General features: G+C 71.0%; 28 protein-coding genes. 12 read left to right on the top strand and 16 right to left on the bottom strand.

Annotated features, from left to right (window positions below; genetic code table 11):
* Positions 1-396: 396 nt before the first annotated feature.
* Positions 397-1,863 (top strand): sensor histidine kinase, encoded by a 1,467-nt coding sequence (locus tag IE311_RS31690; protein ID WP_189835306.1) that lies wholly within the window; start codon positions 397-399, stop codon positions 1,861-1,863.
* A 167-nt stretch (positions 1,864-2,030) separates the two neighbouring features.
* Here IE311_RS31690 and IE311_RS31695 read toward each other — a convergent pair whose 3' ends face one another.
* Together IE311_RS31695 and IE311_RS31700 are read right to left on the bottom strand one after the other, a co-directional pair.
* A complete protein-coding gene (locus IE311_RS31695) occupies positions 2,031-2,288 on the bottom strand; it encodes a WhiB family transcriptional regulator (RefSeq protein ID WP_003953983.1) in 258 nt (85 codons plus the stop codon).
* Between the two features lie 318 nt (positions 2,289-2,606).
* Positions 2,607-3,575, bottom strand: coding sequence for a diacylglycerol/lipid kinase family protein (locus IE311_RS31700; protein ID WP_189835307.1), 969 nt, complete (start codon positions 3,573-3,575; stop codon positions 2,607-2,609).
* A 107-nt stretch (positions 3,576-3,682) separates the two neighbouring features.
* On the opposite strand from IE311_RS31700, the gene IE311_RS31705 reads away from it, so the two are divergent.
* Positions 3,683-4,102, top strand: coding sequence for a hypothetical protein (locus tag IE311_RS31705; RefSeq protein ID WP_189835308.1), 420 nt, complete (start codon positions 3,683-3,685; stop codon positions 4,100-4,102).
* A gap of 10 nt (positions 4,103-4,112) precedes the next feature.
* Here IE311_RS31705 and IE311_RS31710 read toward each other — a convergent pair whose 3' ends face one another.
* From IE311_RS31710 to IE311_RS31720, 3 genes are all read right to left on the bottom strand, one after another.
* On the bottom strand, positions 4,113-5,162 hold the full coding sequence (locus IE311_RS31710) for an RNA polymerase sigma factor SigF (RefSeq protein ID WP_409351073.1): 1,050 nt from the start codon (positions 5,160-5,162) through the stop codon (positions 4,113-4,115).
* Positions 5,163-5,239: 77 nt separating this feature from the next.
* Positions 5,240-5,653 carry an ATP-binding protein gene (locus IE311_RS31715; protein ID WP_019889334.1) on the bottom strand — a complete coding sequence of 138 codons (414 nt, stop codon included), beginning with the start codon at positions 5,651-5,653 and terminating at the stop codon, positions 5,240-5,242.
* Between the two features lie 370 nt (positions 5,654-6,023).
* Entirely contained in the window at positions 6,024-6,284 is a 261-nt protein-coding gene (locus tag IE311_RS31720) for a UBP-type zinc finger domain-containing protein (protein WP_189835310.1), read from the bottom strand.
* 39 nt (positions 6,285-6,323) lie between these two features.
* On the opposite strand from IE311_RS31720, the gene IE311_RS31725 reads away from it, so the two are divergent.
* Complete coding sequence (locus IE311_RS31725) at positions 6,324-7,919, top strand: Na+/H+ antiporter (RefSeq protein ID WP_189835311.1); 1,596 nt, start codon at positions 6,324-6,326, stop codon at positions 7,917-7,919.
* Here the strand turns inward: IE311_RS31725 and IE311_RS31730 are convergent.
* Positions 7,895-8,815 (bottom strand): 1-aminocyclopropane-1-carboxylate deaminase/D-cysteine desulfhydrase, encoded by a 921-nt coding sequence (locus IE311_RS31730; RefSeq protein ID WP_189835312.1) that lies wholly within the window; start codon positions 8,813-8,815, stop codon positions 7,895-7,897. The two genes, IE311_RS31725 and IE311_RS31730, sit on opposite strands and share 25 nt — an antisense overlap.
* Before the next feature lie 91 nt (positions 8,816-8,906).
* Positions 8,907-9,497, bottom strand: coding sequence for an N-acetylmuramoyl-L-alanine amidase (locus tag IE311_RS31735; protein WP_189835313.1), 591 nt, complete (start codon positions 9,495-9,497; stop codon positions 8,907-8,909).
* A gap of 288 nt (positions 9,498-9,785) precedes the next feature.
* Here IE311_RS31735 and IE311_RS31740 point away from each other — a divergent pair, with 288 nt between their 5' ends.
* Positions 9,786-11,198 (top strand): family 2B encapsulin nanocompartment shell protein, encoded by a 1,413-nt coding sequence (locus IE311_RS31740; protein WP_189835314.1) that lies wholly within the window; start codon positions 9,786-9,788, stop codon positions 11,196-11,198.
* A 106-nt stretch (positions 11,199-11,304) separates the two neighbouring features.
* Positions 11,305-12,348 carry a family 2 encapsulin nanocompartment cargo protein polyprenyl transferase gene (locus IE311_RS31745; RefSeq protein WP_189835343.1) on the top strand — a complete coding sequence of 348 codons (1,044 nt, stop codon included), beginning with the start codon at positions 11,305-11,307 and terminating at the stop codon, positions 12,346-12,348.
* Between the two features lie 15 nt (positions 12,349-12,363).
* Here the strand turns inward: IE311_RS31745 and IE311_RS31750 are convergent, their stop codons facing one another.
* A complete protein-coding gene (locus IE311_RS31750; RefSeq protein WP_189835315.1) occupies positions 12,364-12,939 on the bottom strand; it encodes a TetR/AcrR family transcriptional regulator in 576 nt (191 codons plus the stop codon).
* A 111-nt stretch (positions 12,940-13,050) separates the two neighbouring features.
* On the opposite strand from IE311_RS31750, the gene IE311_RS31755 reads away from it, so the two are divergent.
* From IE311_RS31755 to IE311_RS31765, 3 genes are read left to right on the top strand one after another with little or no spacing between them, the layout of a single operon-like run.
* Positions 13,051-13,632: a dihydrofolate reductase family protein gene (locus IE311_RS31755; protein WP_189835316.1), complete on the top strand. Its 582-nt coding sequence runs from the start codon at positions 13,051-13,053 to the stop codon at positions 13,630-13,632.
* A 42-nt stretch (positions 13,633-13,674) separates the two neighbouring features.
* Positions 13,675-13,962, top strand: coding sequence for a hypothetical protein (locus tag IE311_RS31760; RefSeq protein ID WP_229902288.1), 288 nt, complete (start codon positions 13,675-13,677; stop codon positions 13,960-13,962).
* A gap of 42 nt (positions 13,963-14,004) precedes the next feature.
* A complete protein-coding gene (locus IE311_RS31765) occupies positions 14,005-14,424 on the top strand; it encodes a DUF6304 family protein (protein ID WP_189835317.1) in 420 nt (139 codons plus the stop codon).
* Positions 14,425-14,535: 111 nt separating this feature from the next.
* On the opposite strand, the gene snpA is transcribed toward IE311_RS31765, so the two are convergent.
* Entirely contained in the window at positions 14,536-15,180 is a 645-nt protein-coding gene (snpA, locus tag IE311_RS31770; RefSeq protein ID WP_189835318.1) for a snapalysin, read from the bottom strand.
* A gap of 185 nt (positions 15,181-15,365) precedes the next feature.
* Between snpA and IE311_RS31775 the strand changes: the two genes are divergently transcribed.
* Together IE311_RS31775 and IE311_RS31780 are read left to right on the top strand one after the other, a co-directional pair.
* Positions 15,366-16,334 carry a LysR family transcriptional regulator gene (locus IE311_RS31775; RefSeq protein ID WP_189835319.1) on the top strand — a complete coding sequence of 323 codons (969 nt, stop codon included), beginning with the start codon at positions 15,366-15,368 and terminating at the stop codon, positions 16,332-16,334.
* Positions 16,331-16,807, top strand: a complete 477-nt coding sequence (locus IE311_RS31780) for a GNAT family N-acetyltransferase (RefSeq protein ID WP_189835320.1) — start codon at positions 16,331-16,333, stop codon at positions 16,805-16,807. The genes IE311_RS31775 and IE311_RS31780 overlap by 4 nt, the downstream gene beginning before the upstream one ends.
* 52 nt (positions 16,808-16,859) lie before the next feature.
* Here the strand turns inward: IE311_RS31780 and IE311_RS31785 are convergent, their stop codons facing one another.
* From IE311_RS31785 to sodN, 3 genes are all read right to left on the bottom strand, one after another.
* Positions 16,860-17,990, bottom strand: coding sequence for a hypothetical protein (locus IE311_RS31785; RefSeq protein ID WP_229902289.1), 1,131 nt, complete (start codon positions 17,988-17,990; stop codon positions 16,860-16,862).
* A 4-nt stretch (positions 17,991-17,994) separates the two neighbouring features.
* Complete coding sequence (locus IE311_RS31790; protein ID WP_189835321.1) at positions 17,995-18,381, bottom strand: VOC family protein; 387 nt, start codon at positions 18,379-18,381, stop codon at positions 17,995-17,997.
* Positions 18,382-18,480: 99 nt separating this feature from the next.
* Positions 18,481-18,876 carry a superoxide dismutase, Ni gene (gene sodN, locus IE311_RS31795; protein WP_015036129.1) on the bottom strand — a complete coding sequence of 132 codons (396 nt, stop codon included), beginning with the start codon at positions 18,874-18,876 and terminating at the stop codon, positions 18,481-18,483.
* A 162-nt stretch (positions 18,877-19,038) separates the two neighbouring features.
* Between sodN and sodX the strand changes: the two genes are divergently transcribed.
* Positions 19,039-19,473, top strand: a complete 435-nt coding sequence (gene sodX / locus IE311_RS31800) for a nickel-type superoxide dismutase maturation protease (protein WP_189835322.1) — start codon at positions 19,039-19,041, stop codon at positions 19,471-19,473.
* Here sodX and IE311_RS31805 read toward each other — a convergent pair.
* Positions 19,377-20,006, bottom strand: coding sequence for a CGNR zinc finger domain-containing protein (locus IE311_RS31805; RefSeq protein WP_189835323.1), 630 nt, complete (start codon positions 20,004-20,006; stop codon positions 19,377-19,379). The genes sodX and IE311_RS31805 overlap by 97 nt on opposite strands.
* A gap of 94 nt (positions 20,007-20,100) precedes the next feature.
* On the opposite strand from IE311_RS31805, the gene IE311_RS31810 reads away from it, so the two are divergent.
* Positions 20,101-20,850: a class I SAM-dependent methyltransferase gene (locus IE311_RS31810; RefSeq protein ID WP_189835324.1), complete on the top strand. Its 750-nt coding sequence runs from the start codon at positions 20,101-20,103 to the stop codon at positions 20,848-20,850.
* A 130-nt stretch (positions 20,851-20,980) separates the two neighbouring features.
* Here IE311_RS31810 and IE311_RS31815 read toward each other — a convergent pair whose 3' ends face one another.
* From IE311_RS31815 to IE311_RS31825, 3 genes are read right to left on the bottom strand one after another with little or no spacing between them, the layout of a single operon-like run.
* Positions 20,981-21,748, bottom strand: coding sequence for an amino acid ABC transporter ATP-binding protein (locus tag IE311_RS31815; RefSeq protein ID WP_308439846.1), 768 nt, complete (start codon positions 21,746-21,748; stop codon positions 20,981-20,983).
* On the bottom strand, positions 21,745-22,695 hold the full coding sequence (locus tag IE311_RS31820; protein WP_189835325.1) for an amino acid ABC transporter permease: 951 nt from the start codon (positions 22,693-22,695) through the stop codon (positions 21,745-21,747). The genes IE311_RS31815 and IE311_RS31820 overlap by 4 nt, the downstream gene beginning before the upstream one ends.
* A 29-nt stretch (positions 22,696-22,724) precedes the next feature.
* Positions 22,725-23,699, bottom strand: a complete 975-nt coding sequence (locus IE311_RS31825) for an ABC transporter substrate-binding protein (RefSeq protein WP_189835326.1) — start codon at positions 23,697-23,699, stop codon at positions 22,725-22,727.
* Positions 23,700-23,781: the final 82 nt, after the last annotated feature.

Here is a 23,781-nt window from a genome sequence, read left to right on the forward strand (position 1 = left end):
CCGACCCCCCGGGAGAACCCGCGATGAGGTTCCGGTGGGTCCGTGATGAGTCGCGACGGAGAGAATGGCCCCGGAAACACCCGCGGGCCGCGGCGCCCGGCGGGACCCTCAGCCCGCCCGGCACCGCAGCCCGGAGTTTTGCTCCGGCCGGGGGTGTGCGGTCCCTCGGCCGTATGGGAGGTCTCGACGCAGTCAGGGCAGAGAGCGTCGGGTACCTCGTTCCATCCTCCTGTGCGGGGAGGATGGAGGCTCTGTTGCGTTCATTGTGGACTAGACCATTCTTGTCTGTCCATCCACAGGAACGCGGTCGTTCCTGGCCCATCCTCCAGCACGGAGCGCCGGAGATCCAGGTTCACCGCCCCTTTATTCCGCGGGTACGCTCGCATCGTGCCCTCCATGAACGACCTCGTGCGCCAGCACACCGCCCTGAGCGACTCCGACCTCGAGTGGCTCCACCTGCTGGTGTCGGAGTGGCAGCTGCTCTCCGACCTCTCCTTCGCCGACCTCGTGCTCTGGGTCCCGACCCTCGACGGCACGCGGTACGTCTCCGTCGCGCAGATGCGGCCGAACACCGGTCCCACCTCCTACCAGGACGACATGGTCGGCCATCTGGTGCCGCGCGGCCGCCGCCCGCTGCTCGACGCCGCGCTCGACGAGGGCAGGATCGTCCGGGAGGGCGACCCGGAGTGGCGTGAGGAGGTCCCGGTACGGGTCGAGTCCATCCCCGTGCGCCGCGAGGGCAGGGTCCTCGGCGTCATCGCCCGCAACACCAACCTGCTGACCGTCCGCACCCCCTCCCGACTGGAGCTCACCTACCTCCAGTCGGCCTCCGACCTCGCCCAGATGATCGCGGCCGGGACCTTCCCCTTCCCCGGCGAGCAGGTCGACATGGACTCCTCGCCGCGCGCCGGCGACGGACTCGTCCGCCTGGACGCCGAGGGCATCGTCCAGTACGCCTCGCCCAACGCCCTCTCCGCGTACCACCGGCTCGGTCTCGCCGCCGACCTGGTCGGCCAGCACCTCGGCCAGATCACGGCCGAACTCGCCCCCTCCCGGGGCCCGGTGGACGAGGCCCTGGTCACCCTCGCCTCCGGCTACGCGCCGCGCGAGTTCGAGGTCGAGGGCAACGGCGGGGTGATCCAGCTGCGGGCGATCCCGCTCAAGCCCAAGGGCACCCGCATCGGTTCGCTCGTCCTCCTCCGGGACGTCACCGAACTGCGTCGCCGCGAGCGCGAGTTGATCACCAAGGACGCCACCATCCGGGAGATCCACCACCGGGTGAAGAACAACCTGCAGACGGTGGCCGCCCTGTTGCGGCTCCAGGCCCGCCGGATGGACTCCGACCGGGGCCGGGAGGCCCTCAACGAGGCGGTGCGGCGCGTCGGTTCGATCGCCATCGTGCATGAGACGCTGTCCCAGAACCTGGACGAGCGGGTGCAGTTCGACGAGATCGCCGACCGGGTGATCGCGATGGTCGCCGAGATCTCCCCGGGCCGGGTCACCTGCCGGCGCAACGGCCGCTTCGGCATTCTCGACGCGGAGGTCGCGACTCCGCTCTCCATGGTCCTGACCGAGATTCTGCAGAACGCCCTGGAGCACGCGTTCGCGCCGGGCGACGAGGGCACCGTCGAGGTCACCGCCGTGCGTGGCGAGCCCAGGACGGACGCCCGACTCCTGATCACGGTCCAGGACGACGGCCGCGGACTGCCCGAGGGCTTCGACCCGCAGCGGGCCGGCAACCTCGGTCTCCAGATCGTACGGACCCTGGTGGAAGGGGAGTTGGGCGGTTCCTTCGACATGCTGCCGGGTGCCGGGCGCGGTACGAAGGTGGTCCTCGACATCCCCGTGCTGCCGCAGAAGTAGCCTCGCCGCCGTGCGCTCCTCCGGGAGGGGCGCACGGCAGCGAGCCCCGGACCGAAGAAGATCGGTCCGGGGCTCGAATGCTGTGGGTTACTGCTGCGCGCTGCGGCTCAAGGGCGGTGATTGCATACGCGATGTATGCGCCGCCTGCCTCAGGCTGTCGGTGGGCGTCAGGCGCTGGCGTTACGCGCCCGGTTGCGAGCGGCACGGCGCTTCATTGCGCGGCGCTCGTCCTCGCTGAGGCCACCCCAGACGCCGGAGTCCTGGCCGGACTCGAGCGCCCACTGCAGGCACTGCTCCATGACGGGGCAGCGGCGGCAGACGGCCTTGGCTTCCTCGATCTGCAGCAGCGCAGGACCGGTGTTGCCGATGGGGAAGAACAGCTCGGGGTCTTCCTCACGACAAACGGCGTTGTGACGCCAGTCCATGGCTGCTACCTCTCTAGGGTGTTACAAGCTGGTTGCTTGTGAATGTGAACGCTTTCACGAATCCCCCCGCAAGGGAAGGGCCGACTGCCAGGTGAACTGGTGTGGTCCTAAGACTGAGGAGGGGTTCTGGCTCTCAGTGGAGGCCGGTGTTGCGGGCCGTCCCGATCGCCAAGAAGAGACTCCCAAACCCCAGCAACGGATACAACCCCTTCCGGAAAGTTTTTTTTGATTCCTCGGTGTCGGCTAGGTCACAGCCGTACTTCTAAGGGGTGGATGCGCGTCTAAACGTTCGAGTGAAAGGACTTTGGGCCCTTCCACTCACACAATCACACGCAGTGCACGGCGAACGCCTGTGAACGTCACGCTCGTACGCAGTCCGAGGTGGTCTCCGTCCATCTGAAGGGGGAGGGGGACCTTCGAATGCAAGGTGAAGTCGGTCAGGTCGTGCAGAGTTACCGCGTGCTTGCCTCGCGGGCCCCGTTCCGGGGTCGAAGTGAGCAGCTGAGTGGCGTAGCGGGCCACCGCCGGGGTGGACAGACGGCGCAGTCCGAGCACGTCGAGCGCTGTTTCGAAGGACGCCTCCGGGGACGCGTACACCGGGCGATTGCCCAGGTAGGTCCAGGGGGAGGTGTTGCAGATTATGGAGAGGACCAGGTCCTCGACCGGCTCGGCGCCGGGGCGCTCCAGGGTGATCGTGCCGTGCCGGCGGTGCGGCTCGTCCAGGAACTGGCGCACCACCTGGCGGAGGTAAAGAGCGTGGGTGGATCTCTTCCCGCGCTCCCGCTGCTGTTCGACCCGGCCGATGACGCTCGCGTCGAAACCGAGACCGGCGCAGAAGGTGAACCAGCGCGACGGCACCGATTCGTCGTCCGTGCCCGGCGTCCCCGAGGCGAGACCGAGGCTCACCGTGCGTGCCCGCCGCTCACGCAGCGCGTCGAGCAGGGCGCCGGTCGCCTCCACGGCGTCGTTGGGCAGTCCGAGGGCGCGGGCGAAGACGTTCGTCGATCCGCCGGGGACGACCGCGAGGCCCGGAAGCCGCTCCGGATCGGGCCCGCCGTGCAGCAGTCCGTTGACGACCTCGTTCACCGTGCCGTCACCGCCGAGGGCCACGACGAGGTCGATGTTGCCGGAGTCGGCGGCCCGCCGGCCCAGGTCCCGCGCGTGTCCGCGGTACTCGGTGGTGACCGCCTCCAGCTTCATCTCGCTCGCGAGCGCGTGGATCAGCACGTCACGGGTGCGGGCACTGGTGGTGGTGGCTGCCGGGTTGACCACGAGAAGTGCGCGCATGAGCGCCAGGGTACCTACCCGGCGGTACCGGGCCCAGTCCAGCCCGGTCCGTGGACGGGGCCGCCCGGCCTCGGCCGTCCCGTCGCGCCCCCGTTACCCTGCCCTCTATGAGCAGTACGGAGCAGACCCCCCGTCCCGCCCGTCTCGCCGCCGCGGCGGCCGTGGCCGGTATCGAGGCCCTCGGACTCGTCGCCGGGGGTGTGTACATGCTGGTGAGTTCCCTCACCGGGACCTCCGGCGACCTCACCGGAGCCCTGACCGGGGCCGTGACGCTCGTCGCACTCGGGATGATCCCGCTCGCCGCCGCCCGTGGTCTGTGGCTGCGCCGCTCCTGGAGCCGCGGCCCGGCCGTGATCACCCAGATCCTCGCCCTGCCGGTCGCCTGGCAGATGCTCCAGGCGAACAGCGCGATGATCCCGGCCGGCATCGTCCTCGGTGTCCTGGCCGTCGCCGGGCTCGTCCTTCTGGTGAACCCGGCCACGACCGAGGCGCTCGGCATCCGGCGCCCCGGCCAGGACACTCCGTAGAGCCTCGGCCCTACTCCTCCACCAGGAGCTTCTCCCGCAGCTGGGCGAGGGTCCGGGCGAGCAGCCGGGAGACGTGCATCTGCGAGATGCCCACCTCCTGCGCGATCTGCGACTGGGTCATGTTCCCGAAGAAGCGCAGCAGCAGGATCCGCTTCTCGCGGGGCGGCAGGTCCTCCAGGAGCGGCTTGAGCGACTCGCGGTACTCGACCCCCTCGAGGGCCTCGTCCTCCGCGCCCAGGGTGTCCGCCACCGCCGGCGACTCGTCGTCCGTGTCGGGGACGTCCAGGGAGAGCGTCGAGTAGGCGTTCGCCGACTCCAGACCCTCCAGGACCTCCTCCTCCGAGATCCCGAGCCGCTCGGCCAGCTCGTGCACCGTCGGCGAGCGGCCGTGCTGCTGGGAGAGCTCGGCCGTCGCCGTGGTCAGCGAGAGCCGCAGCTCCTGGAGCCGGCGCGGCACCCGGACCGCCCACCCCTTGTCGCGGAAGTGGCGCTTGATCTCACCGACGACCGTGGGGGTCGCGTACGTCGAGAACTCGACACCGCGCTCCGGGTCGAACCGGTCCACCGACTTGATCAGGCCGATCGTCGCCACCTGCGTCAGGTCGTCCAGCGGCTCGCCGCGGTTGCGGAACCGCCGGGCCAGGTGCTCGACCAGCGGGAGGTGCATCCGCACCAGCTGGTTGCGCAGCTCCGCCTTCTCCGGGGAGCCCTCGGGGAGCTCACGCAGCGTGACGAAGAGTGCGCGGGCGCTGCTCCGGTCGTGCGGGTCCGGGGCGGTGCGGGCGGCGTCCGGGGCCTCGTCGGCCTCGTCGTCCCCCGGTTTCCCCGCCTCCGCGGCGGCCGCGTCCGTCCCGTCGGTTTCGTCCGTCCCGTCCGCCGGGGCGTCCGTCGGCGTGGGCGCGGACACGTCGGCGGTTCCGGGGACCCCGGTGGTCCCGGGGGTCCCGGTGGTCCCCGAGGAGGCCAGGGAGGAGGAGCCCTCCGCACTCGCGGGGCCCCGGGGGGCCTCGGAGACACCCGGCGTCTCGGGAACCTCGTGGTGCTGCTCGTGCTCGCTCATCTGGTCCGCCTGCTCCGTAGCGACCTCATACGGCCGTGCCTGCTGCTCAGGGATGCCGGCCGTCGCGTCCCCGCGCCTCACGCGGGGCCTGGCCCCGCGCCGCGCTGTTTGTACAGGCTGATCGAGACCGTACGGTCGTCGGCCACCGACGATTCCACCTTCCCGGCCAGTGCCGACAGCACCGTCCAGGCGAAGGTGTCCCGCTCGGGCGCCCGACCGTCGGTGGTCGGGGCGGAGACGGTCACGTCGAGGGAGTCGTCGACCAGCCGGAAGACGCAGCTGAGGACGGACCCCGGCACGGCCTGCTGGAGCAGGATGGCGCAGGCCTCGTCGACCGCGATCCGCAAGTCCTCGATCTCGTCGAGGGTGAAGTCCAAGCGCGCCGCGAGGCCGGCCGTGGCCGTACGCAGCACGGACAGATAGGCACCCGCAGCGGGCAGCCGGACTTCCACGAAGTCCTGGGTCCCGGGCTCGCCTGCGATCTGGGACACCCTCACCTCCAAGGTGGCACAAGCTCATTCGGGGCTCGGGGGGAGAGACCCCCGAACCGGGCGGTGCGCAGGGGGCTGCGCAGTCCGCCGTGACGCTATCGCGATCCGTCCCGCCGTGTCGCCGTGAGCCTCCGCCCCCACCGGCCCCCCTGTCACCGGTCGTCACCCATGGTAGGCCCATGGGTGCGGACGGTGGGTAGAGGTCTGCGGGGCCGAAAGCGAGCGACCGGCGGAGGGGTGACGTACCCAACCGAGGGGCGGGCGAATCTTCGGACGGCCGAATCCCCGGACGGTCGTCCTTTCGGAAGACCCGACAAGCCGACGACTCCGGTCCGGCGCACCCCGGTCCGGGCGTCCCCGGCCCGGCGGTTCAGACGATCGAGCCGTCCACGAAGCACCAGCGCCAGGCCTCGCCCGGTTCGAAGGTCCGCATCACCGGGTGCCCCGTCGCGGAGAAGTGCCCCGTCGCGTGCTGCCCCGCCGAGGAGTCGCAGCAGCCCACGTGCCCGCAGCTCAGACAGAGCCGCAGCTGGACCGGGTGCGTGCCGTCCGCCAGGCATTCCGGGCAGGTGTCGGCCAGCGGCACCGGTTCGGGGCGCGGCATTTCGGCAACGTGGGGGCACTCGCTCATGATGGCCAGGTTACGTTGCGGCACTGGACGGGGTCGGGCATGGACGCACTGCAGCTGGTGGCGCTGGTGGCGGCGAGCGCCGCGATCGCGGGTCTCGCCCGCAGGACACCGGTGCCCGCTCCGCTGCTCCTGGTCGCCGTGGGCCTCGCCGCCTCGTACGTCCCGGGGGTTCCCGACTACACCCTCGACCCGCACATCGTGCTGCCGCTGATCCTGCCCCCGCTCCTCTACACGGCCGCGGTCGACTCCTCGTACCTCGACCTGCGGGCCAACATCCGGCCCGTCGCGCTGCTCTCCGTCGGATACGTCCTCTTCGCCACCGTGGCCGTGGGCTGGCTCGCGTACGTCCTGGTCCCCGATCTGCCGCTGACCGCCGCGCTGGTGCTCGGCGCGGTGGTCGCCCCGCCGGACGCGGTCGCGGCCACCGCCATCGCCCGCAAGCTGGGTCTGCCGAACCGGATCACGACGATCCTCCAGGGGGAGTCCCTGGTGAACGACGCCACCGCCATCACCGCGTACAAGGTCGCCCTCGCGGCGGCCGTCGGCGAGGGGATCAGCTGGGCGGGCGGCGTGGGGGAGTTCGCGCTGGCCTCCCTCGGCGGCATCGGCGTCGGCCTGGTCCTGATGGTGCCGATCCACTGGCTGCGCCGGGGCCTCGGCGACTCCCTCCTCCAGAACACGCTCTCCCTCCTCATCCCCTTCGTCGCCTACGCGGCGGCCGAGGAGGTCGGCGCCTCCGGAGTCCTCGCCGTCGTCGTGGTCGGTCTCTTCCTCGGGCACCGCGCCTGGCAGGTCGACTTCGCGACCCGGCTCCAGGAGGAGGCCGTGTGGAAGATGGTCGCCTTCATCCTGGAATCCGCCGTCTTCGCCCTGATCGGCCTGCAACTGCCGTACGTCGTCCAGGGCCTCGGGCAGTACGGCATGGGGGAGGCCGTCGGGTACGCGGTCGGGGTCTTCGTCGCCGTGGTCGTCGTCCGGTTCGTCTGGGTGTACCCGGCGACCTTCCTGCCACGGCTCTCCGGCCGCGTCCGGAACCGGGAACCGGGGGTGGACTGGAAGGCGCCGCTCGTCGTCGGCTGGGCCGGCATGCGCGGAGTGGTCTCCCTCGCCATCGCCTTCTCCATCCCTGTCGTCACCGGCGGCGTCGAGTTCCCGGCCCGCAACCTCGTCCTCTTCCTCACCTTCACCACCGTCATCGGCACCCTGGTCGTGCAGGGCCTCACCCTGCCGCCCCTCATCCGGTTCCTGAAGCTCCCCGGGCGGGACCGGTACGCCGAGACCCTGGCCGAGGCGCAGGCCCAGAGCGAGGCCTCACGGGCCGCCGAGGAACGCCTCGACGCGCTCCTCGCCGACGAGCGCAACGCCCTCCCGCAACCCCTCGCCGACCGCCTGCGGACGGTCCTCGAACGGCGTCGCAACGCCGTCTGGGAACGACTCGGCGCCGTCAACGAGGTCACCGGGGAGACCGCGGACGACACCTACCGGCGGCTCTCGCGGGAGATGATCGACGCCGAGCGCGAGGTCTTCGTCCAGCTGCGGGACGCGCGGCGGATCGACGACGAGATGATGCGGACCCTGCTCCGCCGGCTCGACCTGGAGGAGGCCGCCGCCTACCGCGAGGAGGCGGCGGACTGAGACCCGTCCGGGGCGCCCGTCACCACCGCCGCGAGCCGGGTGCCCGCCGGGAACGCGCCCTCCTCCGCCAGGGTGGTGAGGCCGTACAGCATTTTGGCCACATACAGCCGCTCGATGGCGAGTCCGTGCCGCGCCTCGAAGTCACGTGCGAACGCCTCCAGATCGGGGGACACGCGCGCGTACCCGCCGCCGTGGAAACGTTCGTCCAGCGTCCAGTCGCCGCGCGGCCCGCCGAACGCGGCCTCCTGGAGGGCGCGGACCTCCGCGCCCAGGAAACCGCCCCTGAGGACCGGGACGCCCCACGCCCGCTGTCCGGGGGACAGGCCGGCCGCGAGACCCGCCAGGGTGCCGCCCGTGCCGCAGGCGACGGCGACCGTGTCCGCCGCCCCCAGAAGCTCGCGTCCCAGCTCCACGCACCCCTGGACGGCGAGGACGTTGCTGCCGCCCTCCGGGACCACGTACGCGCCCGCGGGGGCCCGCTCCAGGAACTTCGCGAGCGTGGCGGGGTCGTTCTTCGCGCGGTACGTGGCCCGGTCCACGAACTCCAGCCGCATCCCGTCCGCCGCGCACCGCGCGAGGGAGGGGTTGAGCGGGCGTCCGGCCAGCTCGTCGCCGCGCACGATCCCGACGGTGGGGAAGCCCAGCAGCCGGCCGGCGGCCGCCGTCGCCCGCAGATGGTTGGAGTACGCGCCGCCGAAGGTGAGCACGGGACGCCCGGCCGCCGCGCCGAGGTTGAGCGCGAGCTTGCGCCACTTGTTGCCCGGCAGGTCGGGGTGGATGAGGTCCTCGCGCTTGAGCAGCAGGGTGAGTCCGCGGCGGGCGAAGCGCTCGTCCTCCACCGGCTCCAGGGGTGAGGGGAGCCGGGGCCGCAGGCGGGAGAGGTCGAACGCGTTCACCCGGCCATTGTCCGTGCCTTCCGCGCGGCCGGCGCGGGAGGCCTTCCGTACGTCCCCGGCGCCTTTCGCGCGCGGGGGAGCGTCCGCGCGTTCAGCTCAGGCGGTCGGCGATCCGCTCCCGCATCGACGCCATCGTGAAGCCCCGGGGGTCCACCTTCCCCGGCTGCCACTCCCGGTGACCGATGACCGAGCGCTGCGTCCAGCCGTGCACCCGGCACACCGCGGCCGCCGCCTTCGCGATGGCCTCCAGCTGCACCTTCGGCCACGGGTCCAGGCCGTCCCCGAGGTTCTCGCACTCGAATCCGTAGAAGTACCGGTTGCCGTCCGTGGTCGCCTCGTCGTCCGGCGGCAGCCCCTGCTCGGCGATGACCGCCCGGAGCACCTCGTCGTCGCCGAGCCCCGCGTGGTTGGCGCGCCCGAAGCCGACGAGGTGGACCGTGCCGTTCTTGGCGATCACTCCGTGGCAGAGCGGTCCCGGGAGGTTCTCGTAGCCGTCCCGGCAGATCCGGACGGTGTTCGCGGTGCCGCGGGTCACGGTGTGGTGGATCATCACGCCGTGCACCGGGCCCCAGGGGCCCTTGTGGTTGCGGTTGTGGGTGGACCAGTCGCCGACCTGGACGACCGTGAGGCCCTCGTCGCGCAGCGCGTGGAGGAATCTGCTCGCGGACATGGGGTGGGACATGACCGACTCCCTTCGGAGGACGGGGTGAGCTCCCGGCGGACCGGCAGCTTCCGGAGTACCGGAACGTCCGGAGTACCGGATTCCGCCACTCCGGGCCATCCGTTCGGACGGTGTGCGAGCCGATCCGGACAGGGGGCCGTGGGGCGGACGGGACTCCGCTGTTCGGATGGAAATCACGTGACATGCCCCGAAGATCGTCGAACAGTCCCACTCGAATGTGTAATGGCGCCGACACGTTCCGTGCTGAAAGGCTTCGTCTCGCAAGTCAGTCATACGAGAGGGAGTTCCATGTCCGTTGGTTCGGTTGGCGACGAGGTCCGCGCGGATCAGGCCCCGCAGCAGAGTCTCGGCACCGCCGCCGCGCGGAACCTCGCCACGACCACCAAGTCGGCGCCGCAGATGCAGGAGATCACCTCACGGTGGCTGCTGCGGGCGCTGCCATGGGTCCAGGTGCAGGGCGGCACGTACCGGGTGAACCGGAGGCTCAGCTACTCCGTGGGGGACGGCCGGGTCACCTTCGTCCAGACCGGAGAGCGTGTCGCGGTCATCCCCGCCGAACTCGGCGAACTCCCCGCCCTGCGCGGCTACGAGGACGAGGAGGCCCTGGCCGAGCTCGCCTCCCGCTGCCGCCAGCGGGAGTACGCGGCCGGCGAGGTGATCGCCGTCGCCGGCGAGCCGACCGACCGGGTCCACCTCCTCGCGCACGGCAGGATCGAGCAGATCGGCGAGGGGCCGTACGGCGACGAGGCCGTCCTCGGCGTCCTCGCCGACGGCGCCTACTTCGGCGAGGCCGCCCTCGTCGACGCCGACGCCGCCTGGGAGTGGTCCGCCCGCGCCGCCACCGCCTGCACGGTCCTCGAGCTCACCCGGGACGACGTGCGGAACCTCGCGGAGCGGGCCGGGTCCCTCGCCGCCCACCTCGCGAGCGTGGCCGCACTGCCCCACCAGCGGACCAACAAGTACGGCGAGGCCGAGATCGACCTCTCCGCCGGTCATGTCGGCGAGGCCGTCGTCCCGCACACGTACGTCGACTACGACGCCTCGCCCCGTGAGTACGAGCTGAGCGTCGCCCAGACCGTGCTGAAGGTGCACAGCCGCGTCGCCGACCTCTACAACCAGCCGATGAACCAGACCGAGCAGCAGTTGCGGCTCACGGTCGAGGCGCTCCGCGAGCGCCAGGAGTACGAGCTGGTCAACAACAAGGAGTTCGGCCTCCTCGCCAACTGCGACTACGGGCAGCGGCTCCAGCCCCACGACGGCGCCCCCAGCCCCGACGACATGGACGAGCTGCTCTCCCGCCGCCGGGGATCCAAGCTGTTCCTCGCCCACCCGCGCGCCATCGCCGCCTTCGGCCGCGAGCTCAACAAGCGCGGTCTGGTGCCCGAGACCATCGACATCAACGGCAACCGCATCCCGACCTGGCGCGGTGTACCGATCTACCCGTGCAACAAGATCCCGGTCTCGGACGCCCGGACCACCTCGATCATCTGCATGCGTACGGGCGAGTCCGACCAGGGCGTGATCGGTCTCCACCAGACCGGCCTGCCCGACGAGATCGAGCCCAGCCTCTCCGTCCGCTTCATGGGCATCGACGAGCAGGCGATCATCTCCTACCTCGTCACGGCCTACTACTCGGCGGCGATCCTCGTCCCGGACGCCCTCGGAGTCCTGGAGAACGTCGAGGTCAGCCGCTGGCGCTGAGCCGACGACGCCCCGGGGCGGGGACCGAACCCTCCCGCCCCCGGGCGTTCCCGGCCCGCCGCCGCACAGCATCGCCCCGGAGGATACGAAGGAAGTGACCGTGACCATGACCGGCGCGGATGCCGTCGCCGACGGTCAGGGGGCCGTGCGGCTCCTGGACCGGACGCGGACCGCTGTCAATCCCCAACTGCGCTCGACCGTGGAGACCCTGCCCGGCTCCATGCGGCGGGTCGCGATGTACCACTTCGGCTGGGAGCACGCCGACGGCACACCGGCCGCGGAACAGCCGGGCAAGGCCATCCGGCCGGCTCTCGTCCTCGCGGCGGCCCGCGCGCTGGGCGCGGAGGAGGCCGGAGCCGTGAAGGCCGCGGCCGCGGTGGAGCTCGCGCACAACTTCACCCTGCTCCACGACGACATCGTCGACGAGGACGTGACCCGGCGGCACCGGCCCACCGCCTGGACCGTCTTCGGCGTCCCGGACGCGCTGATCGCCGGTGACGCGATGAGCGCGCTCGCCCTGCGGATGCTGGCGGAGGACCCGCATCCCGCCTCGGCGGCCGCCTCCGCGCGGCTGGCCGCGTGCATCATCGAGCTCTGCGCGGGGCAGCAGGCGGACTGCGCCTTCGAGCGGCGCGCACCCCGGGACGTCTCCCTCGACGAGTGCCTGGCGATGGCCACCGCCAAGACCGGCGCGCTGCTCGGCGCCTCCTGCGCGATCGGCGCGCTCTACGCGGGCGCGGGCGACGAGGAGGTCGCGGCGATGGACGCCTTCGGCCGGGAGGCGGGCCTCGCCTTCCAGCTGATCGACGATCTCATCGGGATCTGGGGCGACCCGGACCGTACGGGCAAGCCGGCCGGGGCCGATCTGGTCGCGCACAAGAAGTCGCTGCCGGTGGTGGCGGCGCTCGCCTCGGGCACGCCGGCGGGGGACGAGCTGGCCGAGCTCTACGCCCGTCCCGTCCTCGACGAGGCGGCGGTGCGCGCGGCGGCGGACGCGGTCGAGCGGGCCGGCGGGCGCGACTGGGCGCAGGGCCAGGCCGCCGAGCGGATGGGCCGCGCCGTGGAGCATCTGGCGCAGGCGGTGCCGGACCCGGCGGCCGCGGGGGACATGCTGGCGCTCGCGGAGTTCGTCACCCGTCGTACGCGGTGAGGCCCGGGGGGCGCGTCACGCCTCGGGGACGATGCGGGTGACCACCGTTTCGATCAGGTCGTCCAGGTCCCGGTCGCCGTGCATGTCCGGGACCGTGAAGTGGTCGAACAGCAGTCCGGTGAGGGCGAAGTAGAGCAGCCGGACGGTGTCCGCGTCCCCGGGCATCCCGGCCTCCAGGTGCCCCTGGATGTTCGCTTCCAGATCGCCCCGGAGCACCTTGGTGAGCTGGGTCCGCAGCTCGGGGCGGCGCACCGCTTCGAGGCGGAGCTCGAAGAGCCCGAGGTAGCAGGTGCGCTCGGCGGTGAGCCGCTGGGCGACCTGACGCATGAGCTCGAAGACCAGGGCGCGGCTCGGCGTCGGCAGCATGGCGGCCTCGATTACGCCTGGCTCCGGGGTCAGCCGTTCGAAGATCCGGGCGGCGACCTCGGAGAGCACCTGGTCCCGGTCGCGGAAGTAGTTGGACGAGGTGCCCGTGGGGACCCCCGCCCGGGCGTCGACCGCGCGGAAGGTCAGCCCGCGGGCACCTTCGTCCGCCAGGACCTGGATGGCGGCGTCGAGCAGCGCCGTGCGTCGTTCGGGGTTTCTCGCCATGTCGTCGTTCCTCCTCCTTCGAAAATAGGGCTTGCGTAACCACTACAGGTGAAGCACTATAACTGTCGTGGTTGCGATCGCAGTCACGCACCGAATGTGAAGAGGACCGGTTTGCGCAAGCTCACGTACTTCATCGCCTGCACCATCGACGGCTTCATCGGTGACCCCAAGGGCGACGCCACCTCCATGTACAAGTTCGTGGACGCCGAGTTCCTGGCGTTCCTGACCGGCGAATACCCGGAGACCGTCTCGGCCCAGGGCCGGGAGCAGCTCGGGATCACCGTCGAGAACAAGCGGTTCGACACCGTCGTCCAGGGAGCGGGCTCGTACCGGGTCGCCCTGGACGTCGGCATCACCAGCCCCTACAGCCATCTGAGGGAGTTCGTCGCCACCCGCTCGCTGGCCGAGTCGCCCCACCCCGACGTGGAACTGATCGCCGACGACCTCGTCGGCCGCGTCCGTGAGCTCAAGGCCGAGGACAGCCCCCTCGACATCTGGCTCTGCGGGGGCTCCGGGATCGCCGGTGAACTCATCGAGGAGATCGACGAGCTGGTCATCAAGACCTATCCGCAGGTCTACGGCTCCGGCATGCCGATGTTCGGCGCCGGCTTCGAGCCCCGCGACTTCGCACTGGAGGACCTGCGCGTCTTCGACAACGGCGTGTTCGTCCGCAGGTACTCCAGGAAGCGGTGACGGCGGGAAGCGCTCCCGTGCGAGCCGTCCTACCCTGGACGTATGGGTGACGAGGAGCCTCGCACGACGCGGGACCCCCGGGCCGAGCACAGGTGCCCGGCCTGCGGGCAGCAGCGAGCGACGATGGCCACCCGGCACAAGGTCCTCGGGGCCTGGGTGCCGGAGTGGGAGGTACAGCCCTGCCGCAACCCGGACTGCGCGCTGCACGAGGCCGCGGAGGCGGGTCTCGGCGATGCCGCGGAAGCGACCGCCGACGTGGGTGCGGAAGCGACGAGCACGCACGTGACCGGCAAGAACGACGAGATCGGGAGAAGTCCGGCCCCAGGGTGACCGGACGCGCGCCGGAGCCGGTCATACCGCTACAGTCCGCGCATGTCATCGGAGTCGACAGAAGTCTGGACCGGCTGGTACCGGGACCGCAGCGGCGCGGAAGCGATCGTCATCACGGCCGACGGGCGGCATGTGGCCACCCGGATCAGGGGGATCGAGTACACGGGCGAGAGCTTCGCCGCGCTCAGCGCGGCCGACGAGGGCGGGCAGGCCCTCACCGGCTGCGTCCTGGAGTGGGACCTGCCGCTCCCCGTCGTCATCGACGGCGCCACCCAGCCGGCCACGCTGAGCTGTCTGCTGACGCTCGGTGAGCGCGCGGACCTGAGTCTGACGCTGCACTGCGGCGGAGCCGCATTCGAATCGTGTGTCGCCGGAGGTGACTTCGACGGGGCCCTGGAGCGGGTCCGGCGCCAGCTTCCGCCCGGCGCCGACTTCGGCCGCCGGCTGCTTCAGGCGGCCTGAGGCCGAGGGCCGCTCCGGCGGCCCGGGAACGGAGCCGCTCCGGCGCTCCCGGAACGAGGACGGCGGCGCCCCGGGGAGGGGGCGCCGCCGCACTGTTTCTCCCTCGCGCACTCAGCCCTTGAAGGCGGAGGCGAGCCCGTTGCGCCACAACTGGTCGACGCGGGAGCGCTCCTGGGAGTTCGGCTGCGCGTTCTGGCAGGACGTGCCGGGGCCGCCGCCCGACATCAGCTCACTGCACGGACCGCTGTAGTGGTCCGGCAGCCCGAGGACGTGCCCGGTCTCGTGGGCGGTCACCCGGGTGGAGTTGTACTGCTGGTTCTGCCGGTAGTCGAGGAAGATGTAGCCGCTGCCGTGGCCGTCGGTGCTCGCGTACGAGCCGCGGGAGTCGTTTCCCTCGTAGTACCGGAAGTCGGGGTTGCTGCCCTCGACGAGCCGGACGTTCGCCACCGAGCTGTTCCAGATCTGGGTGGAGCGGGCTATCTGGGTGCGGAAGCTCGGCGCGTTGGAGGCGCTGTAGACGACGGTGACGGCCGCCGCGCCGGGGTTGGCCGCCCGCTTCTTCGCCACGGACTTCACGACGGCGTCGAAGAAGGCCTTGTTGGCCTTGGCGTCCTCGGCCGAACCGGCGTACGCGACGGCGGTGTTGCCCGCCGGGACGGTGTTGACGGCCCCGGCCGGGGCCGCACCGAGGGAGACGGCGAGACCGAGACCGAGGGTGGCGGTCAGTACAGAGGTGAGGACCTTGGGGTGACGCATGGGGGGCTCCTCCTGTAGGGGATGGAGAGAGTCTCGGGGGAGCCGGGGCGTGTGGGGATGATGTCAACCACCGATAGCCCCACCGCATCACCATGCTGGAACGCCCTCAACTGCCTTGTAATGAAAGGTGATTGAGGAGTTCCGGGTATCTGGTGCGACTCAGGGCGCCGCCCTACCCTCGGGGCATGGAGCTGGAGGTGAGACACCTGCGCGCGCTCTGCGCCATCGCGGACACGGGCAGCCTGCACAAGGCTGCCCGTCAACTGGGCATGAGCCAGCCCTCGCTGACCACCCAGCTGCGCCGCATCGAGAACTCCCTCGGCGCCGAACTCTTCTCCCGCGGGCGCACCGGCTGCCGCCCCACCCCGCTCGGCCGCTCCCTGCTCAGCCGGGCCCGCCCCCTCGTCGCCGACATGGCCGCGCTCGTCACCGAGACCCGGGCGGCTGCCGCCCGCACCGACGGACTCGGACTCCGCGTCGGCTCCACGGCCAGCCGGGCCCTCCCCGGCTGGCTGCGCCGGCTCCGCCAGCGACTGCCCGGCACCGACATCGGCCTCCGGATGGACGTCTCCGCGAACGCGCTGCTCCGTACCGTCGCCGCGGGCCAGCTCGACGTGGCCTTCGTGCACGAGGTGGAGGGCTGCCCGCTGAGGGTTCCCGAGGGGCTCGACGGACGGGTCCTGGTCGACCGCGAACCGCAGTTCGTCTCCATGGCCCGCGACCACCCGGCCGCCGCCCGGCCCGTCGTGGACCTCGCCGACCTGGCCGCCGACCACTGGATGGTGGACCCCACCGTGGACGGCGAGTGGGACGGGCTCCGGCGGGTCCTGGAAGCCGCCGGCATCGACCCGCCGCTGCTGCACGGCGACTACCACACGGCGGCCTCGCTCATCGCCCTCGGCGAGGCCGTCGCGCCCTGCCAGCCGACCTCGGCCCCGCGCGAGGACATGGCGATCCGCCCGCTGCGCGGCGACCCCCTGGCGGTCCGGCTCCTGCTGTACGCGCGGCCCGGGGCGCCCCTGGACACGCTGTACGCGGAACTCGCCTCGGCCTACCGGGAGGTGGCCCTGAGGGCGGCCCCGTACCGTGAGTGGCTCCGCCGCCAGGGGACGGCCGCGGAGCTGTCGGTGGGACCGTGCATGATGACGGCATGAGCGAACACCCGGCGCGGGCAGAGGTCCGCCACGCACGCCCGGACGACCTGCCGCGCGTCGTGGAACTCGTCGCCGAACACGCGGCGTACGAGAAGGGGGACCCGCCGGCTCCCGGCCTCGCCGACCGGCTCGGCCGCCTTCTCTTCGGCCCGGAGCCGCCCCGCCTCCGCTGCCTGGTCGCCGTCCTCCCCGACGGCACCCTGGCGGGCTACGCGACGTGCGCGCCGGAACTCTCCACGTGGGACGGCGCGGAGTACCTCCACATGGACTGCCTCTACCTCACCGAGACCTCCCGGGGCCACGGCCTGGGACCGCTCCTGATGGCAGCGGTCCGCGCGGAGGCGGGCCGCCTCGGTCTGCCGGAGGTCCAGTGGCAGACCCCGGCGTGGAACGAGAGCGCGATCCGCTTCTACGACCGGCTGGGCGCCACGTCGAAGGAGAAGCGCCGCTACAGCCTGCCGGTGGAGGACTGAGGGGGCGTCCGGAGCAGGCCGCCCGGGGGAGCCTCAGCCCCCCGTGTGGGCCTCAGCCTCGTGGCGGCCAGGGCCCGGCGAGCAGCCGCTCGGCCTCCGTGACGATCGGCGCCGCGAGCCGTGCGCGGGTGCCCGCCCGGATCGCCGTCCAGTCGTTGTGGGCCTCGACCCCGGCGAACAGCGCCGCCAGACCTGCCGGCCGGGACAGGGGGCGCCAGCCCTCGTGGATGATCACATCGCCGCCGGCCCCGGGATCGAGGGAGCCGTTCACGATCAGCCGGAGCCACCAGCGCACGAGTTCCCACCGCGCGGCCTCCCACGGGAGACCCGTGTCGTCCCGGGGGAGGCCGTCGGCCAGACCCAGCTCGTCGATCACCTTCTCGAAGAGGCCTTCGGCGCGATCGTGTTCCGCCCGGGTCAGACCGGCGAGCAGCGGGACGGACTCCGTGTCCACGTCGAGCACCAGTGCCGTCAGAGCCGCCTCGATCAACTGCTCGGGGAAGTGCCGCCGGCCGATCAGGCGCTCGAGGGCCAGCATCCGGAAGCACTCGACGGCCTCCCGCGCGCTGAGGGCGTAGGGGGTGTACGGCGTGGGCGCGGTGGCGTCGTAGCCGCCGTCCTCGACGAAGTACGACCAGAAGTCGACGGTGGCGTGGGCGGTGAGGCCGCTCGACGCTCCGATGAACTCGCGCCGGATGTAGTCGGCGAGGTCGTTCCCGTAGAAGATGACGTCGGTCTGCTGGACGGACAGCACGGGGTGGCCCCACTCGCCCGCCGTGCCGGGCAGGAAGCGGTGGGCGAAGACGGGGACGAGCTGCGGCACGCTCGCCGACTCGGCCCGGGCGACCCGCACCGCCTCGGCGGTGCCCGAGGGCCTCGGGCTCCAGGAGGGATGCCAGAAGCCGTTGCGCTCCACGTCGAACAGCATTCCCTCGACGGGCCGGGCCAGCAGGTCGGCCAGCTGTCCGGGGTCGCCGTCGCGCCAGTCGGGCCAGGACGTCCCGAGCGGGAGTCCGGCGCCGAGGAAGACCCGGTGATCCGCCGCGAACGAGAATCCGAACCGCGCCTCGACGTCGTCGAGTTCACGCTCGTCGAGCCCCGGCCCGATCTCGTACCGCAGCATGCCCTGGAGGGCTCGGGCGCCTTCCGGCGTCAGCCGCCGGGGCGACGGAGGGGTCGACATCCGGCTACCCCTCGACGTCCTGCGGGTACCAGCGCAGCTCGACCGTGTTCCCGTCCGGGTCCCTGACGTAGACCGACTGGGCCGAACCGCGGGCGCCCCAGCGCGGAACGGGCCCTTCGAGGACGTCGAACGTCCCGGAGTCGACGACCTCCTGCCAGTCGAGGGGGTCCACGACCAGACAGATGTGATCGACGTTGGACTCGCCCCGCGGGCGGGAGAACAGGTCGATGACGGTGCTCTCGTCGATGCGTACGGAGGGGAAGGACACCTTGCCGGCCCGCCACTCCTCGACGCGCTCGGGCGCGAGGCCGAGGAGGCCGGTGTAGAACGCGAGCGCCGTTTCGACGTCGGTCACGTTGAGTACCAGATGGTCGAGAGCCTTGACGCGCATGGGATCACCCTTCTGTGGTTACGTCCGTATTCACACCGGGAAAGCCCGAAGGGGTACGACTGCCAGGCAGCCGTACCCCTTCGGGCGGGAAAGAGAAGGTCAGGCCTTCTTCGTCTCCCAGAAGATGCGGTCGATCTCGGCGATGAGCTCCAGCGCCTTCTCGCCCGTCTTGGGGTCGGTCGACGCCTTGGCGGCCGAGAGGGCCTTCAGGGTGTCGTTGACCAGCTGGTTGAGCTCGGGGTACTTCTCGAAGTGCGGGGCCTTGAAGTAGTCGCTCCAGAGCACCGACACGTGGTGCTTGGCGAGCTCCGCGCGCTGCTCCTTGATGACCGTGGCGCGGGCGCGGAAGTGCGCGTCCTCGTTCGCCAGGTACTTCTCCTGGACAGCCTTGACCGACTCGGCCTCGATGCGGGCCTGGGCCGGGTCGTACACGCCGCACGGGAGGTCGCAGTGGGCGCTGACCTTCACCTTGGGGGCAAACAGGCGGGAGAGCATTGAGCCGTCCTTCCTCGTGATCGTCTTCTCAGGTGGGACATTACTCGGTGAGAAGGGCGTTTTCGCGGGCGCCCCCTGGGGCTTAGGTCAAAAGTCCAGGGTCACCATGGGACTCGTGTACGAGTGGACGAGTCGACGCGCGGGCGGACCGGGAGGTGCCGGATGAGGGAATCGGGGCGCGAGCGGGCGACGGAGTCAGGGCCTCCGTTCGGGATCGCCGAGGTGACGGGGGTGTCGATGGTGCCCACGCTGCTCCACGGCGATCAGCTGCTCGTGCACTACGGCGGCCGGCTGCGGCCGGGCTGTGTGGCCGTGCTGAAACATCCGCTCCAGCAGGATCTGCTCATCGTGAAGCGGCTGATCGAGCGACGCGACGGCGGCTGGTGGGTGCTGGGGGACAACCCGGACGCCGAGGGCGACAGCCGGGTCTTCGGGGCCGTGCCGCCCGAGCTGGTTCTCGGGCGGGTGCGGGCGCGCTACCGGCCGGTGACGCCGGGGCGTCAGCGGTCGCCGGGGGTGAGGCTCTCCTGGCTGCTCTCGGCGCTGAGGCCCGTGGGCTCCGACCGGTCGGCCTCCAGGCGCTTGCGGGCCCGGTAGGCGGCCACGTTGGCGCGGGTCGCGCAGCGGTCCGAGCAGTAGCGGCGGGAGCGGTTGGTGGAGGTGTCCAGGTAGGCGTTGCGGCAGGGCGGTGCCTGGCAGAGGCCGAGCCGGTCGGCGCCGAACTCCGTCAGATGGAAGGCCAGCCCCATCGCGCAGATCGCGGCGTAACCCGTGGTCGCGTTCGAGGAGTGGTCGGCGAGGTGCATGTGCCACCGGGGGCGGCCGTTCTCGTCGAGGATGTCGTGGCCGGAGATCTGGGGGCTGACCGGGAACTCCAGGAGGAGCGAGTTCAGGAGGTCGACGGCCCCCGTGTGGTCGCCCTCGTCGGCCAGTGTGAAGACCGCCCGCAGCCGGCTCCGTACCGCGCGGAAGCGGGGCAGGTCCGCCTCCGTGACCCGCCGGGCCATCTGGGAGGCCTCGCCGAAGAGGTCCCGGACCACCTCGACGGAGGTGAGGGAGTCCTTGCTCCGGACCGGCTCCTCGGTGTTGACCAGACGTACGGCGAAATCCGAGTAATGGGCCAGTTCCACTTGTAGTCCTTACTTCGGCGGGCTAGTGTCTCGGTCGGAAGGGGTAACGGCTGTTTCCCCTTCGAGGGTATTACGAAGAGGGGGAGGGGCGGCGATGACCGGAACCGACTGGGCGGGCTGGCAGCAGAGCTGGGACCGTCAGCAGGAGTGGTACATGCCGGACCGTGAGGAGCGGTTCCGGGTGATGCTCGACATGGTCGAGGCCTTGGTGGGACCGAAGCCCCGCGTCCTCGACCTCGCGTGCGGTACGGGAAGTATCACGGATCGGCTCCTCAAGAGGTTCCCGGAGTCGACCGCCACCGGTGTCGACCTCGACCCGGCACTCCTGGCCATCGCCGAGGGGTACTTCGCCGGCGACGAGCGGGTCACCTTCGTGACCGCCGACCTCAAGGACCCCGCGTGGGCCGCCCGGCTGCCCCACGACTCGTACGACGCCGTCCTCACCGCCACCGCCCTCCACTGGCTCCACAGCGAGCCCCTGACGGCCCTCTACGGCCAGGTCGCCGGGCTCGTCCGCGACGGCGGCGTCTTCATGAACGCCGACCACATGATCGACGAGGCCACCCCCCGCATCAACGCCGCCGAGCGCGCCCGACGCCACGCCGTCATGGACCGCGCCAGGACCGGCGGCGCCCTGGACTGGGCCGAGTGGTGGGCCCTCGCCGCCGCGGACCCGGTCCTCGCCGGGCCCACCGCCCGCCGCTTCGAGATCTACGGCGAGCACGCCGACGGCGACATGCCCTCCCCGCGCTGGCACGCCGAGACCCTCCGCACCGCCGGCTTCGGCGAGGCCAGGGCCGTCTGGGCCTCGCCCTCCGACACCCTGCTCCTCGCCGTGAAGTAGCCGGGGGCCGGTCCCGGGTACGGGGGAGGTCTCCCCGGTACGGGAACGGTCTCCCGGGCAGGGGGAACGACGCCCCGGTACGGGGAAGGGGCGGTACGGGAGACCCGTACCGCCCCTTCCCCGTTTCCGGCTAGAGGACCTTCGAGAGGAAGGCCTTCGTCCGGTCGTGCTGGGGGTTGCCGAGCACGTCGCGCGGGTTGCCCGACTCCACGACGACGCCGCCGTCCATGAAGACGAGCGAGTCGCCGACCTCGCGGGCGAAGCCCATCTCGTGGGTGACGACGATCATCGTCATGCCCGATTCGGCGAGGTCCCGCATGACGTCGAGGACGTCACCGACCAGCTCCGGGTCGAGCGCCGAGGTGGGCTCGTCGAAGAGCATCAGCTTGGGCTCCATCGCCAGCGCGCGGGCGATGGCGACACGCTGCTGCTGGCCGCCGGAGAGCTGCGACGGGTAGTTGCCCATCTTGTCGCCCAGGCCGACCCGGTCGAGCAGGCGCTCGGCGCGCTCGCGCGCCACCGCCTTGGACTCGCCCTTGACCTGGATCGGGGCCTCCATGACATTGCCCAGGGCCGTCATGTGGGGGAACAGGTTGAAGCGCTGGAAGACCATGCCGATGTCGCGGCGCTGGACGGCGACCTCGCTGTCCTTCAGCTCGTAGAGCTTGCCGCTCTTCTCCCGGTAGCCGACCAGCTGGCCGTCGACCGACAGCCGGCCACCGTCGACACGCTCCAGGTGGTTGATGCAGCGCAGGAAGGTCGACTTGCCGGAGCCGGACGGACCGACCAGGCAGAAGACCTCACCGTTCTGGACCTCCAGGTCGATGCCCCGGAGGATGTGGGCGGCGCCGTAGGACTTGTGGACGCCCTCTGCCTTGACCATGGGCTGACCGGTCATGCCGATGCCTCCGGGGAACGCTTGAACGTGGTGAGGTTCGTCTTGACCCGCTGCCACGGGGTGGGCGGCAGGCTCCGCAGCGAACCGCGGGCGAAACGACGCTCCAGGTAGTACTGGCCGACGCTGAACACGCTGGTCAGTGCCAGGTACCAGATGGAGGCGACGAAGAGCATCTCCATCACGGCGCCGGCCGTGCTGCCGATGTTCGTGGAGGCCCGCAACAGTTCGGTGTACTGCACGGCCGAGACCAGTGACGAGGTCTTCAGCATGTTGATGAACTCGTTGCCCGTCGGCGGCACGATGACCCGCATGGCCTGCGGAAGGACGACCCGGCCCATGGTCTTCGTCTGCGACATGCCGAGCGCGTGCGCGGCCTCGGTCTGGCCCTCGTCGACCGACTGGATGCCGGCGCGGACGATCTCCGCCATGTAGGCGCCCTCGTTGAGGCCGAGGCCCAGCAGCGCGACCATGAACGGCGTCATGACATCGACGGTCTCGTTCTTGTAGATCGGCCCGAGGTTGATGTACTCGAAGATCAGCGACAGGTTGAACCACACCAGCAGCTGGACGTAGACCGGGGTGCCCCGGAAGAACCAGATGTAGAGCCAGGCGACCGCGCCCGTCACCGGGTTCTTGGACAGCCGCATCACGGCGAAGACGATGCCGAGGACGAGACCGAGGGCCATCGAGCTGATGCTGATGATCACGGTGTTCGCCAGGCCGTCGAGGATCGACGGGTCGAACAACTTGTCCCACACCGTGTCCCAGATGATGTTGCCCTGGGAGAAGGCGTAGACGAGCCAGCCGAGCAGTGCGACGACCACGACGGCGCTGATCCAGCGCCCGTAGTGCCGCACGGGGATGGCCTTGATCGCCTCGTACGGGGAGCCCGAGGCGCCGGGCCCGGCCGGAGCGGCGGCCGGGTCCTTGTTGATCTTGTCAGTCATGACGACTGCCCTTCAGTGGAGCGGGGAGGTCACTTGCCGGCGTTGACGGTGGCCGACTTGACGGCGCTGTCCTCGACATCCCACTTCTTCAGGGCATCGGCGTAGGTGCCGTCCTTGATGATCGCGTCGAGCGCCTCCTTGACGGCGTCGCGCAGCTGAGTGTTCTCCTTCGAGACGCCGATGCCGAAGAGGCCGACGTCGCTCTGGCTGCCGACGACCTCGAAGTCGTTGCCGCCGCCCGAGGTCTTCGCGATGTACGCGGCCACCGGGTAGTCGTTGAGGTCGGCCACGGCGCCGCCGGCCTTGACGCGGGTCTGGGCCTCGGCGTCGGTGTCGAAGGCCTGGATCGTCAGCTTGTTGGCACCGCACTTCGTGGCCTGGGCCTTGAAGGTGTCCTCGTAGATCGTGCCGCGCTGGACGGCCACGGTCTTGCCGCAGAGGTCGTCGAGGGAGTTGATGCCCTGCGGGTTGCCCTTCTTGACCAGGAGGGAGACGCCGGAGCTGAAGTAGTCGACGAAGTCGATGCCCTTGCCGATCTTCTTCCCGTTGTCGTCCAGGCCCTCCTGGCGCTTCTTGTTGTCCGTCATCGAGGACATGATCAGGTCCTGCCGGCCGGTGTAGATCGAGGTGATCAGACCGTCGAAGGTGCCCGAGGTGAACTGGAAGTCGACGCCGAGCTGCTTGCCCAGGGCCGCGGCGATGTCGGGGTCGACACCGACGATCTTGCCGCCCTCGGTGAACTCCATGGGGGCGTACGAGGCGTCCGTGCCGACCTTGATGACACCGGCCTTCTGGATGTCGGCGGGGAGCTTGGAGAAGAGCGGAGCGGCGTTGGCGTTGCCGGACGCGGTGTCACCGCTCTTCGTCGGGGTGGCGGAGCCGCCCTCGGTCTGGTCGCCACAGGCGGTCAGCAGCACGGAGCCGACGACCGCGACGGCGGCGACCGCGGCAAGACGGGAAGTGCGGGTCTTGGCGGTCGTGCTGCGCGTGGAGCGTGCGGTCATGATCGGGTTCCTCCGGCGTTGAGGGAGTTGCCAGGCGGTCACGTACGTCTCTTCGAGTGTCGTGACCTCGTGTGATTACGGC

This window comes from Streptomyces zaomyceticus, assembly GCF_014656215.1.
Lineage (GTDB): Bacteria > Actinomycetota > Actinomycetes > Streptomycetales > Streptomycetaceae > Streptomyces > Streptomyces zaomyceticus.

What these genes read in the sequence shown, in the direction of transcription:
- IE311_RS31720 (WP_189835310.1), bottom strand. Translation starts at nt 6,284, where the DNA reads ATGAGCGAGTGCCCCCACGTTGCCGAAATGCCGCGCCCCGAACCGGTG.
- sodX (WP_189835322.1), top strand. Translation starts at nt 19,039, where the DNA reads ATGAGGGAATCGGGGCGCGAGCGGGCGACGGAGTCAGGGCCTCCGTTC.
- IE311_RS31735 (WP_189835313.1), bottom strand. Translation starts at nt 9,497, where the DNA reads ATGTCCCACCCCATGTCCGCGAGCAGATTCCTCCACGCGCTGCGCGAC.
- IE311_RS31760 (WP_229902288.1), top strand. Translation starts at nt 13,675, where the DNA reads ATGGGTGACGAGGAGCCTCGCACGACGCGGGACCCCCGGGCCGAGCAC.
- IE311_RS31750 (WP_189835315.1), bottom strand. Translation starts at nt 12,939, where the DNA reads ATGGCGAGAAACCCCGAACGACGCACGGCGCTGCTCGACGCCGCCATC.
- IE311_RS31705 (WP_189835308.1), top strand. Translation starts at nt 3,683, where the DNA reads ATGAGCAGTACGGAGCAGACCCCCCGTCCCGCCCGTCTCGCCGCCGCG.
- IE311_RS31700 (WP_189835307.1), bottom strand. Translation starts at nt 3,575, where the DNA reads ATGCGCGCACTTCTCGTGGTCAACCCGGCAGCCACCACCACCAGTGCC.
- IE311_RS31710 (WP_409351073.1), bottom strand. Translation starts at nt 5,162, where the DNA reads ATGAGCGAGCACGAGCAGCACCACGAGGTTCCCGAGACGCCGGGTGTC.
- snpA (WP_189835318.1), bottom strand. Translation starts at nt 15,180, where the DNA reads ATGCGTCACCCCAAGGTCCTCACCTCTGTACTGACCGCCACCCTCGGT.
- IE311_RS31810 (WP_189835324.1), top strand. Translation starts at nt 20,101, where the DNA reads ATGACCGGAACCGACTGGGCGGGCTGGCAGCAGAGCTGGGACCGTCAG.
- IE311_RS31765 (WP_189835317.1), top strand. Translation starts at nt 14,005, where the DNA reads ATGTCATCGGAGTCGACAGAAGTCTGGACCGGCTGGTACCGGGACCGC.
- IE311_RS31790 (WP_189835321.1), bottom strand. Translation starts at nt 18,381, where the DNA reads ATGCGCGTCAAGGCTCTCGACCATCTGGTACTCAACGTGACCGACGTC.
- IE311_RS31740 (WP_189835314.1), top strand. Translation starts at nt 9,786, where the DNA reads ATGTCCGTTGGTTCGGTTGGCGACGAGGTCCGCGCGGATCAGGCCCCG.
- IE311_RS31775 (WP_189835319.1), top strand. Translation starts at nt 15,366, where the DNA reads ATGGAGCTGGAGGTGAGACACCTGCGCGCGCTCTGCGCCATCGCGGAC.
- IE311_RS31780 (WP_189835320.1), top strand. Translation starts at nt 16,331, where the DNA reads ATGAGCGAACACCCGGCGCGGGCAGAGGTCCGCCACGCACGCCCGGAC.
- IE311_RS31825 (WP_189835326.1), bottom strand. Translation starts at nt 23,699, where the DNA reads ATGACCGCACGCTCCACGCGCAGCACGACCGCCAAGACCCGCACTTCC.
- IE311_RS31785 (WP_229902289.1), bottom strand. Translation starts at nt 17,990, where the DNA reads ATGTCGACCCCTCCGTCGCCCCGGCGGCTGACGCCGGAAGGCGCCCGA.
- IE311_RS31725 (WP_189835311.1), top strand. Translation starts at nt 6,324, where the DNA reads ATGGACGCACTGCAGCTGGTGGCGCTGGTGGCGGCGAGCGCCGCGATC.
- sodN (WP_015036129.1), bottom strand. Translation starts at nt 18,876, where the DNA reads ATGCTCTCCCGCCTGTTTGCCCCCAAGGTGAAGGTCAGCGCCCACTGC.
- IE311_RS31815 (WP_308439846.1), bottom strand. Translation starts at nt 21,748, where the DNA reads ATGACCGGTCAGCCCATGGTCAAGGCAGAGGGCGTCCACAAGTCCTAC.
- IE311_RS31695 (WP_003953983.1), bottom strand. Translation starts at nt 2,288, where the DNA reads ATGGACTGGCGTCACAACGCCGTTTGTCGTGAGGAAGACCCCGAGCTG.
- IE311_RS31820 (WP_189835325.1), bottom strand. Translation starts at nt 22,695, where the DNA reads ATGACTGACAAGATCAACAAGGACCCGGCCGCCGCTCCGGCCGGGCCC.
- IE311_RS31690 (WP_189835306.1), top strand. Translation starts at nt 397, where the DNA reads ATGAACGACCTCGTGCGCCAGCACACCGCCCTGAGCGACTCCGACCTC.
- IE311_RS31745 (WP_189835343.1), top strand. Translation starts at nt 11,305, where the DNA reads ATGACCGGCGCGGATGCCGTCGCCGACGGTCAGGGGGCCGTGCGGCTC.